Source organism: Streptomyces sp. T12 (genome assembly GCF_028736035.1).
Classification (GTDB): Bacteria; Actinomycetota; Actinomycetes; order Streptomycetales; family Streptomycetaceae; genus Streptomyces.
Window position 1 is genome coordinate 8,455,406 of record NZ_CP117866.1, and the last position, 17,110, is coordinate 8,472,515.

At 71.5% G+C, this 17,110-nt stretch carries 13 protein-coding genes; 10 read left to right on the forward strand and 3 right to left on the reverse strand.

Features of this window, described 5'->3' with window-relative positions; all coding sequences use genetic code 11:
• Window positions 1-88: 88 nt before the first annotated feature.
• The 4 genes from PBV52_RS37945 (at window position 89) to PBV52_RS37960 (ending at window position 4,162) form a co-directional block, all read left to right on the forward strand.
• Window positions 89-1,063, forward strand: a complete 975-nt coding sequence (locus PBV52_RS37945; RefSeq protein ID WP_274244916.1) for an ABC transporter substrate-binding protein — start codon at window positions 89-91, stop codon at window positions 1,061-1,063.
• Window positions 1,064-1,072: 9 nt separating this feature from the next.
• The gene (locus PBV52_RS37950; protein WP_274244918.1) at window positions 1,073-1,852 is read left to right on the forward strand and encodes an ABC transporter permease; all 780 of its coding nucleotides are present in this window, start codon (window positions 1,073-1,075) and stop codon (window positions 1,850-1,852) included.
• A gap of 626 nt (window positions 1,853-2,478) precedes the next feature.
• Window positions 2,479-3,375 (forward strand): ABC transporter permease, encoded by an 897-nt coding sequence (locus PBV52_RS37955; protein ID WP_274244919.1) that lies wholly within the window; start codon window positions 2,479-2,481, stop codon window positions 3,373-3,375.
• Between the two features lie 37 nt (window positions 3,376-3,412).
• Window positions 3,413-4,162: an ABC transporter ATP-binding protein gene (locus PBV52_RS37960; RefSeq protein WP_274244920.1), complete on the forward strand. Its 750-nt coding sequence runs from the start codon at window positions 3,413-3,415 to the stop codon at window positions 4,160-4,162.
• 31 nt (window positions 4,163-4,193) lie between these two features.
• Here PBV52_RS37960 and PBV52_RS37965 read toward each other — a convergent pair whose 3' ends face one another.
• Window positions 4,194-5,435, reverse strand: coding sequence for an endonuclease/exonuclease/phosphatase family protein (locus PBV52_RS37965; RefSeq protein ID WP_274244921.1), 1,242 nt, complete (start codon window positions 5,433-5,435; stop codon window positions 4,194-4,196).
• 181 nt (window positions 5,436-5,616) lie between these two features.
• Here PBV52_RS37965 and cyc2 point away from each other — a divergent pair, with 181 nt between their 5' ends.
• Complete coding sequence (cyc2, locus tag PBV52_RS37970) at window positions 5,617-7,776, forward strand: germacradienol/geosmin synthase Cyc2 (RefSeq protein WP_274244922.1); 2,160 nt, start codon at window positions 5,617-5,619, stop codon at window positions 7,774-7,776.
• On the opposite strand, the gene PBV52_RS37975 is transcribed toward cyc2, so the two are convergent.
• Complete coding sequence (locus PBV52_RS37975) at window positions 7,769-9,298, reverse strand: hypothetical protein (RefSeq protein ID WP_274244923.1); 1,530 nt, start codon at window positions 9,296-9,298, stop codon at window positions 7,769-7,771. The genes cyc2 and PBV52_RS37975 overlap by 8 nt on opposite strands.
• A 164-nt stretch (window positions 9,299-9,462) precedes the next feature.
• Here PBV52_RS37975 and phsA point away from each other — a divergent pair, with 164 nt between their 5' ends.
• The 5 genes from phsA (at window position 9,463) to PBV52_RS38000 (ending at window position 15,101) form a co-directional block, all read left to right on the forward strand.
• Window positions 9,463-11,361, forward strand: coding sequence for an O-aminophenol oxidase PhsA (gene phsA, locus PBV52_RS37980; protein ID WP_274244924.1), 1,899 nt, complete (start codon window positions 9,463-9,465; stop codon window positions 11,359-11,361).
• 196 nt (window positions 11,362-11,557) lie between these two features.
• Window positions 11,558-12,157 (forward strand): PDZ domain-containing protein, encoded by a 600-nt coding sequence (locus PBV52_RS37985; RefSeq protein WP_274244925.1) that lies wholly within the window; start codon window positions 11,558-11,560, stop codon window positions 12,155-12,157.
• A 72-nt stretch (window positions 12,158-12,229) separates the two neighbouring features.
• Window positions 12,230-12,859, forward strand: coding sequence for a LysE family translocator (locus PBV52_RS37990; RefSeq protein ID WP_274244926.1), 630 nt, complete (start codon window positions 12,230-12,232; stop codon window positions 12,857-12,859).
• 108 nt (window positions 12,860-12,967) lie between these two features.
• Window positions 12,968-14,095: an aminopeptidase P family protein gene (locus tag PBV52_RS37995; RefSeq protein ID WP_274244927.1), complete on the forward strand. Its 1,128-nt coding sequence runs from the start codon at window positions 12,968-12,970 to the stop codon at window positions 14,093-14,095.
• 61 nt (window positions 14,096-14,156) lie between these two features.
• On the forward strand, window positions 14,157-15,101 hold the full coding sequence (locus PBV52_RS38000; RefSeq protein WP_274244928.1) for an aminoglycoside phosphotransferase family protein: 945 nt from the start codon (window positions 14,157-14,159) through the stop codon (window positions 15,099-15,101).
• A 93-nt stretch (window positions 15,102-15,194) separates the two neighbouring features.
• Here the strand turns inward: PBV52_RS38000 and treZ are convergent, their stop codons facing one another.
• A complete protein-coding gene (gene treZ / locus PBV52_RS38005; protein WP_274244929.1) occupies window positions 15,195-16,940 on the reverse strand; it encodes a malto-oligosyltrehalose trehalohydrolase in 1,746 nt (581 codons plus the stop codon).
• Window positions 16,941-17,110 lie beyond the last annotated feature (170 nt).

The window sequence follows — 17,110 nt, forward strand, 5'->3', positions numbered from 1 at the left end:
AGACCGGCAGATTGACGTGCCGCTGTTCGCATGCTGCATGTGGTGCCATATGTGGTGATCATGACAAAAACTTGATAGTCATGTCGACATGGCGTTACGTCAATTGCGCTCGGGAACGGGGAAAGCGGCGGCCGCCGCGGTCACCTTCATGCTGGTGGCGCTCACCGCCTGCGGCGACGACGGGGACTCCTCGTCCGGGGCCGACGGGCAGCAGACCGTCACGGTGGCCGCTCTGCCACTGATCGACTGCGCCGCCCTCTACATCGCACGGGACCGCGGCCTGTTCGAGAAGGAGGGCCTCGACGTCCGCATCCAGCAGGTCCAGCAGAGCCTCCAGGCGCTGCCCGCCCTGGCCAAGGGGCAGATCGACATGGTCGCGAGCGCCAACTACGTCACCTATCTGCAGGCTCACGAGCAGGGCACCCTCGACATCCGTATCGTCGCCGAGGCGATCAGGGCCGCGCCGCGCATGATGGAAGTCCTGGTGCCCGAGGACTCGGACATCAAGACCGTCGCCGACCTCGAGGGCAAGAAGCTCGCCGTCAACGTCCTCAACAACGTCCAGTCGCTCACCTTCAACGAGATCCTGGAGAAACAGGGCGTCGGCCGCCCCGTCTACCGGGCGATTCCCTTCCCGCAGATGGGGGCTGCCCTGGACAAGGGGCAGGTGGACGCCGTGCACGCGGTCGAGCCCTACGACAGTGCCATCCAGGACGAGTTGAAGGCCAGGGTCCTCGTCGACGGCTCGTCCGCGCCCGTGGAGGCCATTCCCCTCAGCGGGTACATCAGCACGAGCAAGTACGCCGACGGGAACGGCAAGACCCTCGCTGCGTTCCAGCGGGCCATCAAAGCGGCCGTGCGGATCGCCGAAGAGGACCCGTCCGCCGTACGCGACACCCTGCCGACCTACACCAAGGTGACCAAGAAACAGGCCGAGTCGATCGACCTGCCCGTCTTTCCGCCCACCATGGACGCCGCGCAGCTCACCCGGCTCACCGACCTCATGGAGAAGCAGGGGATGTTGAAGAAGCCGATCGACCCGGCGACGCTGATGGTCAAGTGACGTGGTGAGGTGAAGGCCCGTCAGGAGCAGCTCGCACTGGGCGCTTTGGGTGTGCTGCTTGCCTTCGGCGCCTGCGAGGCCGTCTCCCGTGCCGGTCTCGTACGGCGCAACTATCTCCCGCCCGCCTCCGAAGTCCTCGCCCGTGCGGTGGAGTTGGCGGGGGACGCGGGCTTCCTGGAGGGCATCGCCGCCACACTGCGCGCCTGGGCGCTCGGTCTCTCCCTGGCCTGTGCCATCGCCGTTCCGGTCGGCCTGGTCCTCGGCAGTGTGCCGGTCGTCGACGCCGCCGTACGCGCGATCGTCGAGTTCCTGCGGCCGTTGCCGTCCGTCGCGCTGATTCCCCTGGTCTCCCTCCTCCTCGGTTCGGGCACCGAGACCAAGGTCGCGCTGGTGACGTACGCGTCGGTCTGGCCGATCCTCTTCAACACCATCTACGGCCTCGGCGAGACCGACCCGCTGGCCAAGGACACCCTCCGCGCCTTCGGCTTCGGCCGCCTCGCCGTCCTCCTCCGCGTCGAACTGCCGGGCACGGCCCCCTTCATCGCGGCCGGCCTCCGCATCTCGGCGGCGGTCGCCCTCATCCTGGCCGTGGCCACGGAGATCCTCTCCGGTTTCGGAGAGGGCCTCGGCATCTTCATCGCCCAGGCGGGTCTGGCGACGGACGGCACGCGGGACGTGCTGGCGGGGGTGGTGTGGGCGGGGGTGCTGGGGTTGGTCATCAACGGGGTGCTGGTGTGGGGAGAGCGGAGGCTGTTTCCGTGGACGCCGGGGCGTCGGGGGGTTGGGTAGGTGGGGGCGGGGTGTGGTGCGGTGCGGTGAGGGCGGTAGGGGGTGGGGGATTGGCGGGTCTGTGCGTGGGGGCGCGGTGGGGGATTGGCGAGCCGGTTGTGGGGGCGCGCTGGGGCGATTGGTGGGGGCCTGTGTGGGGTGTCGTGGAGGGGTGGTACGGGGGTCGGTGCTGCGGCGGGTGCGCGGTGTCGTGGTGGGGCGGTGCTGCCGGGGGTGGTGTGCCGTGGTGGGGCGGTGCCGCGGCGGGTGTTGGGGCGCTGCAGAGGGTGCGGTGCCGAAGGGGCGTTGGGTGATGTGAGCGGGGATGGGGCGGGTGAGTTCGGTGGGCGGGGCATTGTGAGGGGTGGAGTGCTTGGCGCGGGTACCGGCGCGCGGGTTGCTGCGCCGGATGGAGCGCTCGGCGCGGGCGCGCGGCGGGCGGTGGCGCGCGGGGCCCATGGCTTGGGCGCTCGGCCTTCGCTGCCGGGCGCGCTGCGGGACGCGGGCGGGTGGCCCGCACCGTCCCTGGCGGCCGCAGTGCCCGTGAGCTGTCCCGGGTCCGTGCCCGTGACGCGCCCGCCGACTCACAGGCCGATGCGTACCGAGCACTCCCGGCGCTCCCCGCATCGCGCTGCGAGGAGCGCCGAATGAACCAGCCTCGCACCACCACATCCGAATCCGCCGGACCACCCCACCGACGGCCGACCGCCGTACGCCCTTCCCTGCTCCCGCCCGGCGTAAGCCGCACCCTCGCCCCCGCCCCCGTACGTCACGCCCTGCTCCGCTGGCTCGTTCTCGCTCTCGCGGTGGCCGTCTGGCAGTTGGTCGCCCGGGCCCACGGCAGTGTCTACTTCCCGCCGCCCGCCGAGATCGCCCGGCACGCGCGCGGCCTCTGGTTCTCCGGTCCCGCCCGGCACGTCTTCCTCACCGAGAACGCCGTGGCCGACATCCTGCCGAGCCTCGGCCGGATGGCCGCCGGGTTCGGGATCGCCGCCGTCGCCGGGATCGCACTCGGCATCGCGGTCGGCCGCTCGCGGCGCGTGTACGCCCTGTGCAACCCCGTCCTGCAGTTCGCGCGTGCCGTCCCGCCGCCCGCCCTGGTCCCCGTCTTCGTCGTGATCCTGGACTTCGGTACGCCGATGCAGATCGCGTCGATCGCCTTCAGCGCCGTCTGGCCGGTGCTGATCAACACGGCCGAGGGTGCCCGCGACACCGACCCACTGCGCATCGAGGTCGCCGCCGTCCTGCGCCTCGCCCCGACCGAACGGCTCCGCTTCCTGATCCTGCCCTCCGCACTGCCCCGCATCTTCGCCGGCCTGCGCCTGAGCCTCTCCCTCTCGCTCATCCTCATGGTGTTCTCGGAACTGCTGCCGGGCACCGCCAACGGCATCGGCTTCACGCTCACCGACGCCCAGTCCCGCTCCGACCTGCTCACCGTCTGGGCGGCGCTGGCCCTGCTCGGCGCCCTCGGCTACCTGCTCAACACCGGTCTGCTGGCGGTCGAGAAGCGGCTCGTCGGCAAGGGGAGGACGACGACCGCATGACCCGTACGCCCGCCATCACCTTCGCCCAGGGACACCCATGCTCCGCCTAGACGCGGTCGGCCGGCACTACGGCGACCACCAGGTCCTGCACGACATCACCCTCACCGTGCCGGACGGCCAACTCCTGTGCGTCGTGGGCCCGTCCGGCTGCGGCAAGTCCACGCTCCTGCGCACCATCGCGGGACTGTTACCGGCATACGACGGCACGATCACCCTGGACGGCACACCCGTGCGTGGCGTCCCCGACAACCTGGCGGTCGTCTTCCAGGACTACGCCCGCTCCCTGTACCCCTGGCTCACGGTCCGCGAGAACGTGGCGCTCCCGCTGCGCCGCCGAGGCCTGCCGAGAGCGGCACGCCGGGCCGAGGCCGACCGCATCCTGGCCCGGGTCGGCCTCACCGACACGGCCCGCCGCCACCCCTGGCAGCTCTCGGGCGGCATGCAGCAACGCGTGGCGATCGCCCGCGCCCTGGTCTGCCGACCCTCCCTGCTCCTCATGGACGAACCCTTCGGCTCCCTGGACGCCCAGACCCGCGAGGACCTGGAGGACCTCCTGCTGGAGGTCCACCGCACGGACGGCGCGACGATCGTCTTCGTCACCCACGACATCGACGAGAGCGTGTACCTGGGCGACCGCGTCGTCGTCCTCTCCCCAGGGCCCGGCGCCAAGGTCGTCCAGGACCTGCCGGTCGAACTCCCCGGCACCCGGGACCAGATCACGACCCGGGGCCTGGCGGAGTTCGTCGCCCTGAGGGCGGAGGTCGGGCGGGCGGTACGCAACAGGTAACGCGCCCGCAGCGGCTCCCCCCCCCGGCCGGTCAGCCCAGGCGCACGTCCTGCCACACCAGCCGGTGATCGGACGTCGGCACCGTCGTGCCGTTGCCCACCAGCCGGTACAGCGGGTCGTCGGACGTCGGCCAGAACACGCCGTTGGCGCCCGGTATCAGGCCCTTGGACGGCAGGACGTAGTCGACGCGCAGGTTCCCGGGGGCGGTGTCGCCGAAGTCGGAGGTGTCGTACGCGGGGTCGCCGGTGTGCGAGGCGTTGGCGCCGCCCTGGAGCTTCGCGGCTTCCACGGCGCCCGCGCTGGCCGGGGGAGTGGCCGGCAGGTTCACCGCCGGGTGGTCGAGCAGCTGCCGTATGGCGTGGTCGTAGCTGTCGCCGTCGTACGGATCGGCGTTGTTGTCGCCCGCGATCACGAACCGCGCCCCGGGCCGCAGCCCGCCGCGCACGCCCTTGTCGTCGTAGAGGTAGGAGCTGCGCCTGCGTCCGCCGATGTAGTCGGCCCACAGCCGGATCTCGTCGTGGTTGCGGCGGCCGTTGCGGTCCTCGGTGCCGTCGAAGGTGGGCGGGGTCGGGTGGGAGACCAGGAAGTGCACGGTGGAGTGTCCGATGCACACCGGCACGTCCCAGTGGCTCTTCGACGACAGCCGCAGGATCGCGCGGGCCTCGTCGCTGTAGTAGCCCGGGGGCATGATGTGGCCCGGCATGTCCTTCCACAGGAAGCGCTGGAAGGTCCGCACCGCGCGCGTGTCGATCGGGTACTTCGACAGGACGACCATGCCGTACTGCCCGGGGAACCAGCCGTAGCCGTACGCGTCCTGCCCGTACGCGTCCGAACCGGGCGTCGTGACCGCGCCGTTCTTGCCGTCGAGGTCCACACCCGTGGCGACGCCCGTGTTCACCGGGCCGGTGTAGTGGTACGGGAAGCGGATCGGCTTCGCTCCGTTGTGGCCGACGGAGAGGTAGTTGCGCACGAACAGGCGGACCGCCTCGCCCTGGTCGTCGTGGTCGAACTCGTTGATCAGCAGGATGTCCGGGTCGACCCGCTGGATGGTCTCGGCGGCGTTGCGCGCCTGGGCGTTGTCCGGCGTGGACAGGTCGGTGATCAGCGCGCCCTGGGTGGAGCGGTTCAGTGAGGCGTTGAACGTGGCGAACCGTACGGACCGGCGGCCGTGCCGCTCGGCTGCCGAGGCCGGGAACGCCGCGGTCGTGGCCAGTGCCGCCCCGGCGAGGGAGACGAGCGCCGTGCGGCGGGAGAGAGATCCGGTGTGGTTCATCGAGGCTCCGGAGAGGGAGGGGGGACACAGGGGGACACATGAGGCTCGAAAAGTCTGCGCGCGTAGAGGTGAACGCCACAAGGCCCGGCGAGAACTCCCGGATTCACCCGCGATTCACGCGATGGTGTGATCATGTCCCTCGCGGCGGATGCCTGTTGGGGTCCGGGGGTAGGGCCCGGCCATGACGCAGCAGCCCTTCGAACTCCCGCACTTCTACATGCCGTATCCCGCGCGGCTGAACCCGCACCTCGACGAGGCCCGCGCCCATTCGACCGAGTGGGCGCGCGAGATGGGCATGCTGGAGGGATCCGGGGTCTGGGAGCAGGCCGACCTGGAGGCGCACGACTACGGCCTGCTCTGCGCCTACACCCACCCCGAGTGCGACGGCCCCGCCCTCTCCCTCATCACCGACTGGTACGTGTGGGTCTTCTTCTTCGACGACCACTTCCTGGAGATCTTCAAGCGCACCCAGGACCGCGCCGGCGGCAAGGCTTATCTGGACCGGCTGCCCCTGTTCATGCCGATGGACCTGTCGACCCCGATGCCCGAGCCGCAGAACCCGGTCGAGGCGGGCCTCGCCGACCTGTGGACACGTACGGTGCCCTCGATGTCGGCCGACTGGCGCCGCCGATTCGCCGTGGCGACCGAGCACCTTCTCAACGAGTCCCTGTGGGAGCTGTCCAACATCAACGAGGGCCGGGTCGCCAACCCGGTCGAGTACATCGAGATGCGTCGCAAGGTGGGCGGCGCCCCCTGGTCGTCGGGTCTGGTGGAGTACGCGACGTCCGAAGTGCCCGCGTCCGTCGCCGAGTCGAGGCCCCTGAGGGTTCTGATGGAGACCTTCTCGGACGCCGTGCACCTGCGCAACGACCTGTTCTCCTACCAGCGCGAGGTCGAGGACGAGGGCGAACTCAGCAACGGCGTCCTGGTCCTGGAGACCTTCTTCGGCTGCACCACCCAGGAAGCCGCCGACACCGTCAACGACGTCCTCACCTCCCGGCTCCACCAGTTCGAGCACACCGCCCTGACTGAAGTCCCCGCCCTGGCACTGGAGAAAGGGCTCACCCCTCAGGACGTCGCCGCGGTCGCGGCGTACACCCAGGGGCTGCAGGACTGGCAGTCCGGTGGCCACGAATGGCACATGCGCTCCAGCCGGTACATGAACGAGCGCGCCGAATCCACCGCGCCCTGGAAGGCCCTGACCGGTCCCGGCACCTCCGCCGCCGACGTCGGCGCGCTGCTCGCGGCGGCCGGCGCCGAACGCCTGCGTGCCTACACGCACGTGCCGTTCCAGAAGGTCGGCCCGTCCCGACTGCCCGACTTCTACATGCCCTTCCAGGTGGAGCTCAGCCCGCATCTGAGCGCCACCCGCACCCGCCTCACCGAGTGGATGCACCGCATGGGCATGCTCCAGGAGGGCGTCTGGGACGAGGACAAGCTCGCCGCCTACGACCTCCCGCTGTGCTCGGCCGGCCTCGACCCGGACGCCACGCCCGAGGCCCTCGACCTCAGCGCCCACTGGCTCGCCTGGGGCACCTACGGCGACGACTACTACCCCCTCGTCTTCGGCCACCGACGCGACCTGGCCGCCGCCCGGCTGACCACACAACGCCTGTCGGCCTGCATGCCCCTCGCCGGTGAGGAGGCCACCGTCCCGCTCAACGGCATGGAGCGCGGACTGATCGACCTGTGGGCGCGTACCACGGCGGAGATGACCCCCGAGGCGCGGCGCGTTCTCAAGGACGCGGTGAACGACATGACCGAGAGCTGGGTGTGGGAGCTGTCCAACCAGCTCCAGAACCGCATCCCCGACCCGGTCGACTACCTGGAGATGCGCCGCGCCACCTTCGGCTCCGACCTCACCCTCAGCCTCTGCCGGATGGGCAACGGACCCGCCGTCCCGCCGGAGGTGTACCGCAGCGGCCCCGTCCGCTCGCTGGAGAACGCCGCCGTCGACTACGCGTGCCTCCTCAACGACGTCTTCTCCTACCAGAAGGAGATCGAGTACGAGGGCGAGATCCACAACGCGATCCTCGTCGTGCAGAACTTCTTCGGCATCGACTACCCGACCGCGCTCGCTGTCATCCACGACCTGATGACCCAGCGCATGCAGCAGTTCGAGCATGTGGCCGCGCACGAACTTCCCATCGTGTACGAGGACTTCGGGCTCTCGGAGGAGGCGCGGGAGGCGATGGGGAACTACGTGGTCGACCTGCAGAACTGGCTGGCGGGCATCCTGAACTGGCACCGTGAGGTCGACCGCTACAAGGCCGAGTACCTCGCCCGCCGCGCGCACGGCTTCCTGCCGGACCGCGCGCCGGCCGTGCCCGTCCTCAGCTGACCTCCCCCACCCTCGCGGAGGTCTCGTCGGCGAGCTCTCGTACGCTGTTCGCGGCGTTCTCGGAGAGCTCGCCGAGTATCGCGTCGGCGGCCGCGAGGAGCGCACGGGCCTCCTCCGGGAGGTCCGCGTCGGCCAGGGCGCGGGTCAGCCTGTAGTGCTCTTTGGCGGTGAAGCGGCCGAGGCTCGCGCATCGCCAGTTGCGCACGGAGTCATCCTCGGAGGTCGCGAGGGTTTCGCGCACCGAGGCCAAGGTCCGTAGGGCCTGCGGCAGTTGACCGATCGCACGCTCCAGCCGGGCCTGGTCGAGCCGGGCCAGCACCCGGCCCCCCGCCCCCTCCCGCAACGCGGCGAACAGGCGCTGGGCGCGCAGTGCCTGGAAGCGGTCGCCGAGCTGCTCGAAGTCGTGCGCCAGCGCGCGCAGCGGGGCCGTGGTCAACTCCCGCGGCGCGTCGGGCCGACGGAGTCTGCTTTGATCCATGACGATCTCGTCGAGACGGCGGATCAGCGCGATCCGGGCGAGTTCGGTCATGCCCTGCTGGCGGGCCAGGTCGGTCCATGTGCCCACCGGCTCGTCCGCGGGATCCGTACCGAACAGTGACTCGTCGAGCTCCTTCGCCCACTCCCGCAACTCGTCCCCACTCGCCCCGGGGTCGGGCATGCCGCCGAGCCCGCACCAGGTGTCGTAGGTCGTCTCACGCACCTCGTGCAGCAGCGGAAGGTCCCCGATGTCTCCGCGCAGCCCCACCAGCACGGCGGCGAGCCGCAGTTCGTCCGACATCGACGACCGCGTCTCGTGCCGCAGCAGATGCCGCAGCAGTTCCAGGTCGCCCTCGGCGCGGTCGAACTGCGCGGCCCGCAGGGTGAGCCGACGCCGTACGGGATCCTCGGCCACCGCGTCCCAGACCTCGCGGTCACCCGCCCGCAGCAGGGCGAGGTCGGCGCGGCCGCTCGCGAGCACCGGCTCCCACAGGGGCCGGCGCGGATACGCGTCCAGCAGGTCGTAGGCACTGTGCTCCTCCGCGTTGAGCAGCACGAACTCGGGTTCGGTGCGCAGCAGCGCGGCCTGCAGCAGGCGCAGCAGATCCACCGGGGAACGGTCCGCGAAACCCAGCCCGGCGCGCAGTTCGGCTCGTGCCTCGTCGAGGTCGCAGGACTCGCGCACACCCTCCTCGACCTCCGCGACCCACGCGAGGATCTTCTCCTCGCCGTCCTCCAGGTCCAGGTCCACGAACGTGCCCCAGTCGGCCAGTCCGATCACGATCTGGAGCGCCTCGTCGACACTGGAGCCGATGATCCCGGCCGAGCCCTCCGAATCGGCGTACAGCATCGAGCCGTCCGCGCACACGAAGTACGTACCGCCGGTGTCGTCCCCTGCCACTGTCTCCAGCGGGCCGCCCGAGGCGAGGCGGACCTCCTCGACGTGGCCGTGGGCCGCGCGAGCCAGGTCGAAGTTGAAGGGGAAGGCGGCCAGTTCGGCCAGGCGGGGATTCTGCCGGAGCAGCCGCAGCGCGTGATCGGTCATGTCACAGAACGTAACAGCCCCCACTGACAACGGACTTCTGGCCACCGGATGCGGTTTTCGAAACTTTTCGCGCGGAACGGGATATTCCGGGAACCTCGACGGTGCCCCGCGAGTCTTGTGGGGTGAGGGGAACAGACAACGAGAACACACGGGGGTGTTCGACCTTGACCGACATCATCGAGAGGTTCACGGACAGCGACACGGGGACCGAGCGGGAGACCGACCCGGGGAAGCGGCCGCTCGGTACCGGCGAGCTCGCGCCGTACGTGGCCCCGCTGCCCGTCCCTCCTGTCCTGCGGCCGTCGTCCGAGGACGTCTTACAGGAGACCGAGATCGCCCTGCGCCCGACCTGGGTGCGCCTGCACCCGCAGCTGCCGCCGACCCTGATGTGGGGGTACGACGGTCAGGTGCCGGGCCCGACGATCGAAGTGCGACGCGGACAGCGCGTCCGCATCGCCTGGACCAACCGCATTCCCAAGGACAGCGAGTACCCCGTCACCTCCGTCGAGGTGCCGCTGCGTAGGGACGGCCGCCCGCAGGCCACCACCGAGCCCGGCCGCGAGGGCGTCGAGCCCAACAAGGACGTCGCGGCCCTGCCCGCCTGGTCGGTGACCCATCTGCACGGCGCCCAGACAGGCGGCGGCAACGACGGCTGGGCGGACAACGCCGTCGGCTTCGGCGACGCCCAGCTGTCCGAGTATCCGAACGACCACCAGGCGGTGCAGTGGTGGTACCACGACCACGCCATGAACATCACACGGTGGAACGTGATGACGGGGCTGTACGGCACCTACCTCGTCCGTGACGACGAGGAGGACGCCCTCCATCTCCCCTGCGGGGAGCGCGAGATCCCGCTGCTGCTGGCCGACCGCAACCTCGACACCGACGAGGACGGCCGTCTCAACGGCCGGCTGCTGCACAAGACGGTGATCGTCCAGGAGAAGAACCCGGAGACGGGCAAGCCGGTCTCCATCCCGTTCAGCGGCCCGTACACCACGGTGAACGGCCGCATCTGGCCGTACGCCGAGGTGGACGACGCCTGGTACCGCTTCCGGCTGGTCAACGCGTCCAACGCCCGCATCTACGACCTCGTCCTCGTCGACGAGGACGACAACCCGGTCCCGGGCATCGTCCACCAGATCGGCAGCGACGGCGGACTGCTGCCGCGCCCGGTCCCGATCGACTTCGACGGTGCCCTGCCCACCCTGACCGCGGCGCCGGCCGAGCGCTTCGACCTGCTCGTCGACTTCCGCTCGCTCGCGGGCAGGAAGCTCCGCCTGGTCAACAAGGGCCGCAACCAGCCGCCGGGCGTGCCCGACCCGGCGGGCGACGTGCGCTACCCGGCGGTCATGGAGTTCCGGGTCCGGGAGAGCTGCGAGACGGACACCTTCGAACTGCCCGAGGTGCTCTCCGGCTCCTTCCGCCGGCTCACGCACGACATTGAGCACGGCCACCGGCTGATCGTGCTCACCCCGCCCGCCACCAAGGGGGCCGGCGGCCACCCGGAGATCTGGGAGATGACGGAGGTCGAGAACCCGGGCGGCATCCAGGTCCCCACCGACGGCGTCATCCAGGTCACCGGCCCGGACGGGAAGACCAAGACCTACCGGCGCACGGCCCGGACGTTCAACGACGGCCTCGGCTTCACCATCGCCGAGGGCAGCCACGAGCAGTGGAGCTTCCTCAACCTCGCACCGATCGTGCACCCCATGCACATCCATCTGGCCGACTTCCAGCTGCTGGGCCGGGACGCCTACGACGTCTCGGGCTTCGACCCGGCAGTGGGCGGAACCCGCAGCCCGATCCGGCACGACGCCGGCACACCGATCCCGCTGGCGCCCAACGAACTCGGCCACAAGGACGTCTTCCGGGTGCCGGGGAACCAGATGCTGCGCGTCATGGGCAGGTTCGACGGGGCGTACGGCCGGTTCATGTACCACTGCCACCTCCTCGAACACGAGGACATGGGCATGATGCGCCCCTTCGTCGTCATGCCCCCGGAGGCACTGAAGTTCGACCACGGCGGCGGGCACGGCGGCCACGGGCAGGGACACACAGGCTGACGCACACGACCGCGGCTCGTATCCGCACCCGGACGATCGGGGTGCGGGTGCGAGCCGTTGCCACGGTCGGTGGCCACCGGGTGACCGGCACGGCGTGACGCCTATGGCTTCCCGTTCTTGACCACTGGTCAGTCTCACTCGATCGTGGCTCGTTGTGCGCCGGTGTGCAGGGTAGTCACCAGCCGGAGGCGATCCGATGGAACAGACTGCGTTGCGACCCAAGCCCATGCCAGGTCAGGGGGCCGGTGACGGTGCCAAGTCCGACCCCGGCGCACGGCGCCCGTACGCCGCGCCCCGCCGATGCGGCCGACGGCTCACGACCCTCCTGGTCGCCTTGATCGTCGGGACGGTCCTGGTCCTGTCCGGGGTCGGACTCGGCACGGTGGGGGCCACGGTGATCGGCATGAGCAAGCTCGCCGAGCTGCAGCGGCAGGCGGGGCAGGGCGCCCCGGGAAGCCCGGTCCCCTCGGCAGACCCCGGTGCCTCGGCCCCGTCGACCCCGACACCGACCTCGTCGCAGGCTCCCGCCGCCGTCGCGACCCTCGGCGTGGAGGCCGTGGACGCCGAGAAGGTGGGTGCCTTGATCGTCGGCGTCCATGTGCCCGGCCCGGGATACGCGGCCGGCCTGATCCGGGGCGACCTGGTCCTCGCGTTCGACCGGACCCGCGTCGACTCGGCCGCCGACCTCGCGCGAGCCGTCGCCGAAGCCCGCCCGGGCAGCGAGGTCACCCTGACGGTGCGCCACCGCAGCGGCGGCTACCAGCAGCTGACGGTGGTCCCGGGCGTCGTCACCTGACCACCCCGCATCCCTGGGCGGAGTACGCGAAAACCACTGGTCACCTTCCGCCGACAGGGCCACGATGACCCCATGCCGACCACCCTCATCGCCTTCCTGGGGGCGTGCACCCTCGTCGCCGCCTCGCCCGGCCCCAGCACCGTGCTGATCATCAAGCAGTCGCTGCACAGCAGACGCTCCGGATTCCTGACCGTGCTCGGCAACGAGACCGGCGTCTTCATCTGGGGCGTGGTCGCCGCGTTCGGCCTGACCGCGCTGCTGACGGCCTCCGAGATGGCGTACGACGTGATGCGGATCGCCGGCGCCGTCGTGCTCGTCGGCTTCGGCATCCAGGCACTGCGGCAGGCGCGCCGCGCCAAGGGGACCGAGGAGGACGCCGAGGACGCATGGGAGGGCACGCGGAAGAGCGGCTGGGCCTCCTACCGCGGCGGGCTGCTGCTCAACCTCGCCAACCCCAAGGCGGCCGTCTTCGCGATGTCCTTCCTCCCGCAGTTCGTGCCGGAGGGCGCCCCGCATCTGCCGGCCATGATCGGCCTCGCCGCGCTCTGGGCGGTCTACGAGGTCGGCTACTACGGCCTGTACGTGTGGTTCGTCGGCCGGATGAAGACCGTGCTGTCCCGCGCGGGTGTGCGCCGCCGCCTGGAGCAGGTCTCCGGCGGCGTGCTGCTGCTCCTGGGTGTCCGCATGGCAGTGGACGGCTGACGCCATGCCCGACGAGCCGCACGAAAGCCCCGCCGACCGGCTCGCGCCGCCCCCTGCGTCCGGGCAGGATGCTGACCGTAGTCCTTTCACGCGCCCAGGGAGGCCCGGATGACCGGCACCGCACCCGCGCCCTTCACCGCCGACGACTACCGGGCCCGTAGGGACCGTGCCGCGCGGGCGGCCGCGGACGCCGGACTGGCCGGCCTCCTGGTGGCACCCGGCCCGGACCTGGTGTGGCTCACCGGCTACGCGCCCACCGCGCAGACCGAGCGGCTCACCCTGCTGGTCCTCGTCCCCGGCCAGGACCCCGTCCTCGTCGTCCCCGCCCTGGAGGCACCGGACGCCGCGAAGGCCGTCGGCGTGCCCGGCCTGGCCCTACGTGACTGGACCGACGGCAAGGACCCCTACGCCGCCACCGGCGCCCTCCTCGACGCGAGCGGCCGGTTCGGCATCAGCGACAACGCCTGGGCGATGCATCTGCTGGCCCTGCAGAAGGCGCTGCCCGGCACCTCCTACGCCTCCCTCACCGACGCCCTGCCGATGCTGCGGGCCGTCAAGGACACCGCCGAGCTGGAGCTGTTGGCGGCCGCGGGTGCGGCCGCTGACGCAACGTTCGAGGAGATCCGGAAGGTTCCCTTCGGCGGCCGCCGCGAGTCCGAGGTCGCCGCCGACCTCGCCCACCTGCTGCGCCGCTTCGGACACTCCCAGGTCGACTTCACCATCGTCGCCTCCGGCCCGAACGGCGCCAACCCGCACCACGAGGTGGGCGACCGCGTGATCGAACGCGGCGACATGGTCGTCCTCGACTTCGGCGGCCTGAAGGACGGCTACGGCTCCGACACCTCCCGCACGGTCCACGTCGGCGAACCCACCGACGAGGAGCGCCGCGTCCACGACCTGGTGCGCGAGGCCCAGGAGGCGGGCTACCGCGCCGTACGGCCCGGCGTCGCCTGCCAGGAGGTCGACCGGGCCGCCCGCGCGGTCATCGACGACGCCGGGTACGGCGAGTACTTCATCCACCGCACCGGGCACGGCATCGGCGTCACCACGCACGAGCCGCCGTACATGATCGAGGGCGAGGAGCAGCCTCTGGTGCCCGGCATGTGCTTCTCCGTGGAGCCCGGTGTCTATCTGCCCGGCCGCTTCGGGGTGCGCATCGAGGACATCGTGACGGTCACCGAGGACGGCGGCCGACGCCTCAACGACACCACCCGCGAGATGGTCATAGTGGACTGATCCGGTGACCGATCCCGGCGCAAGGAGCCCCCGTAGACCCCCGAGCGACAACGGCGCGACCATGACCCAGGCACCGACACCCACCGCGGACACCGTCCGCCGACTGGTCCGTTCCCTGCTCAAGAACGGCGTGGACGACTCGGCCGGCCCCGAGGTCCGGCCCGCCGCTGCGGGCGCCGAGCCCGCCACCTGGTGGGTCGGCACCCGCCATGTCCTGCGCCTCGCCCTCGACCGCGAGGCCGCCGCCCGCCAGCGCCGCGAACTGCGCCTGCGCGACCTCGTCCGCCCGCACGTCCCGGTCGCGGTGCCGACGAGCGTCGCGTACGGGGAGTGGGCGCCCGGGCTGACCTACACCCTGGACACCAAGGTGCCCGGCGGGGCGGGCGGGGAGCACGACGTGTCCGCCCTCGGGGAGGCCGACCTGGCCGGGCTGCTCACGGGGCTGCGCGAGGTCCCGGTACGGCAGGCCGAGACGCTCGGCGTGCCGCGCGCGGCGCCGCGCTCCCTGGAGGCCCTGCGCCGCGCCGCCGAACGCGCAGCCGCGCGCCTCGCCGACGCCGACGAGTTCGACGCCGCCCGCCTGCGCCAGCTCACCCAGCCGGCCGCCGTCCAGCTCGCGGCCCAGCCCGGCACCGCCGTCCTCGTCCACCACGCCCTCACCGGCGACCACCTCGTCGTCAGCGCCGACGGCCGGGTACGCGGCATCCTCGGCTGGGCCGACACCGTCCTCGGCGACCCCGCGGAGGACATCGCCGGTCTCGCCCACGCCGTCGGCTCCCCGGCCGCCGTCCGCGCCGCCACCCTCGCCGGCTACGGCGCCCGCCCCTGCCTGCGCGGCCTCTGGCTCGCCCGCTGCGACGCGATCCTCCGCCTCGCGGCCCGCCTCGACGGCAAGGGCGAGACGCCGCTCCCGCTGCTGAGGGTGCAGCTGCGGCACGCGTGGGAGGCGATCCTGCTGGAGCGCGTGACGGAGTTCAGGGAGGACGACGGGGACGAGGAGCTGTAGGGGCGGGCGCAGAAGTGCCTGCGCCGACGCAGAGGTGCCTGCGCGGACGCTCCACCGCTCCCCCCCGCGTCCCGCTTCCCCCCCGTGTCCCGCTCACCCCTGCAACAGCACCACGCCCGACTCCGCGGGCACATGCAGCACCCCGTCCGCACCCGGCGCCTGCACGGGCTCCCACGCGGCCAGTACGGCCGCCTGGCGGGGCCCCAGGGGGATCGCCGCCGGTTCCTTGGCGAGGTTGACGGCCACGCGCACGTCGCCGCGCCGGAAGGCGAGCCAGCGCTCCTGCTCGTCGTAGGCCACCTTGGTGTCGGCGAGGTCGGGATCCGTGAGGTCGGGCTGCTCGTGGCGCAGGGCGATGAGACGGCGGTACCAGTCCAGTACGCGCGCGTGGTGCTCGCCGTCGAGCTCGGACCAGTCGAGACACGAGCGGTCCCGGGTCGCCGGGTCCTGCGGGTCGGGCACGTCCTCCTCGGCCCAGCCGTGCTCCGCGAACTCGCGCCGCCTGCCGCGCCGTACGGCTTCGGCGAGCTCCGGATCGGTGTGGTCGGTGAAGAACTGCCAGGGCGTGCCCGCGGCCCACTCCTCGCCCATGAACAGCATCGGCGTGAACGGCGCGGTCAGTGTCAGCGTGGCCGCGCAGGCCAGCAGGCCGGGGGAGAGGGAGGCCGCGAGCCGGTCGCCCTGGGCGCGATTGCCGACCTGGTCGTGGGTCTGGCTGTAGCCGAGGAGACGGTGGGCCGCCACGCGCGCACGGTCCAGGGGGCGCCCGTGGCGCCGGCCCCGGAAGCTCGAGTACGTCCCGTCGTGGAAGTAGCCGCCGGTGAGGGTCTTGGCGAGGCCTGCCATGGGGGCGCGGGCGAAGTCGGCGTAGTAGCCCTGGGACTCGCCGGTCAGCGCGGCGTGCAGGGTGTGGTGGAAGTCGTCGTTCCACTGCGCGTGCAGACCCACGCCGCCTTCCTCGCGCGCGGTGATGAGCCGAGGGTCGTTGAGGTCGGACTCGGCGATCAGATACAGCGGCCGGTCGAGGTCGGCGGCCAGGTCGTCGACCGCTGTCGACAGCTCCTCCAGGAAGTGGCACGCGCGCGTGTCCTTCAGCGCGTGCACCGCGTCCAGGCGCAGCCCGTCGATCCGGTAGTCCCGCAGCCAGGCCAGCGAGCTCTGCAGGAGATACGCGCGCACCTCGTCCGAGCCGGGCGCGTCCAGGTTGACGGCGGAGCCCCAGGGGGTGTGGTGCTTGTCCGTGAGGTAGGGCCCGAAGACCGGCAGGTAGTTGCCGGACGGGCCGAAGTGGTTGTGCACGACGTCGAGGACCACGCCCAGGCCCAGTTCGTGCGCCCGGTCGACGAAGCGTTTCAGGGCCTCGGGTCCGCCGTACGGCTCGTGCACGGCCCAGAGGGAGACCCCCTCGTATCCCCAGCCGTTTCGCCCCGGAAAGGGGCACAGTGGCATCAACTCGACGTGCGTGACGCCCAGTTCGACGAGGTGCCCGAGCCGCTCGGCGGCCGCGTCCAGCGTGCCCTCACGCGTGTACGTGCCCACGTGCAGCTCGTACAGCACCGCGCCGGGCAGGGGCCGTCCCGCCCACTCGGTACGCCACTCGTACCGCCCGTGGTCGACGACCGCGCTCAGCCCGTCGGGGCCGTCCGGCTGCCGGCGCGAGCGCGGATCGGGCACCACGGGGCCGTCGTCGAGCGCGAAGCCGTACCGCGTGCCGTCCCGCGCCTCCGCCTCCCCCCACCACCATCCCGCGCGATCGGGATCGCGCTCCAACGCGCGCGTGGCGCCCTCGCAATGCAGCGTCACACGGCCGGCCTGCGGTGCCCACACCTCGAACTGCACGGACGGTTCCCCTTCGTCTGCTCACCGTGATGTAGCCCGTCCATGGTGCTTCAAACGAGATCAATCCGCTTTTGAATCTTCCCTTTTGCGGCAGGTGTCGTGGCCGGTGCCGTCGATCATGCGTGCGGGGTGGCCGTTTCCCCGTTTTCTGGACACGTGGGGTCCACTGA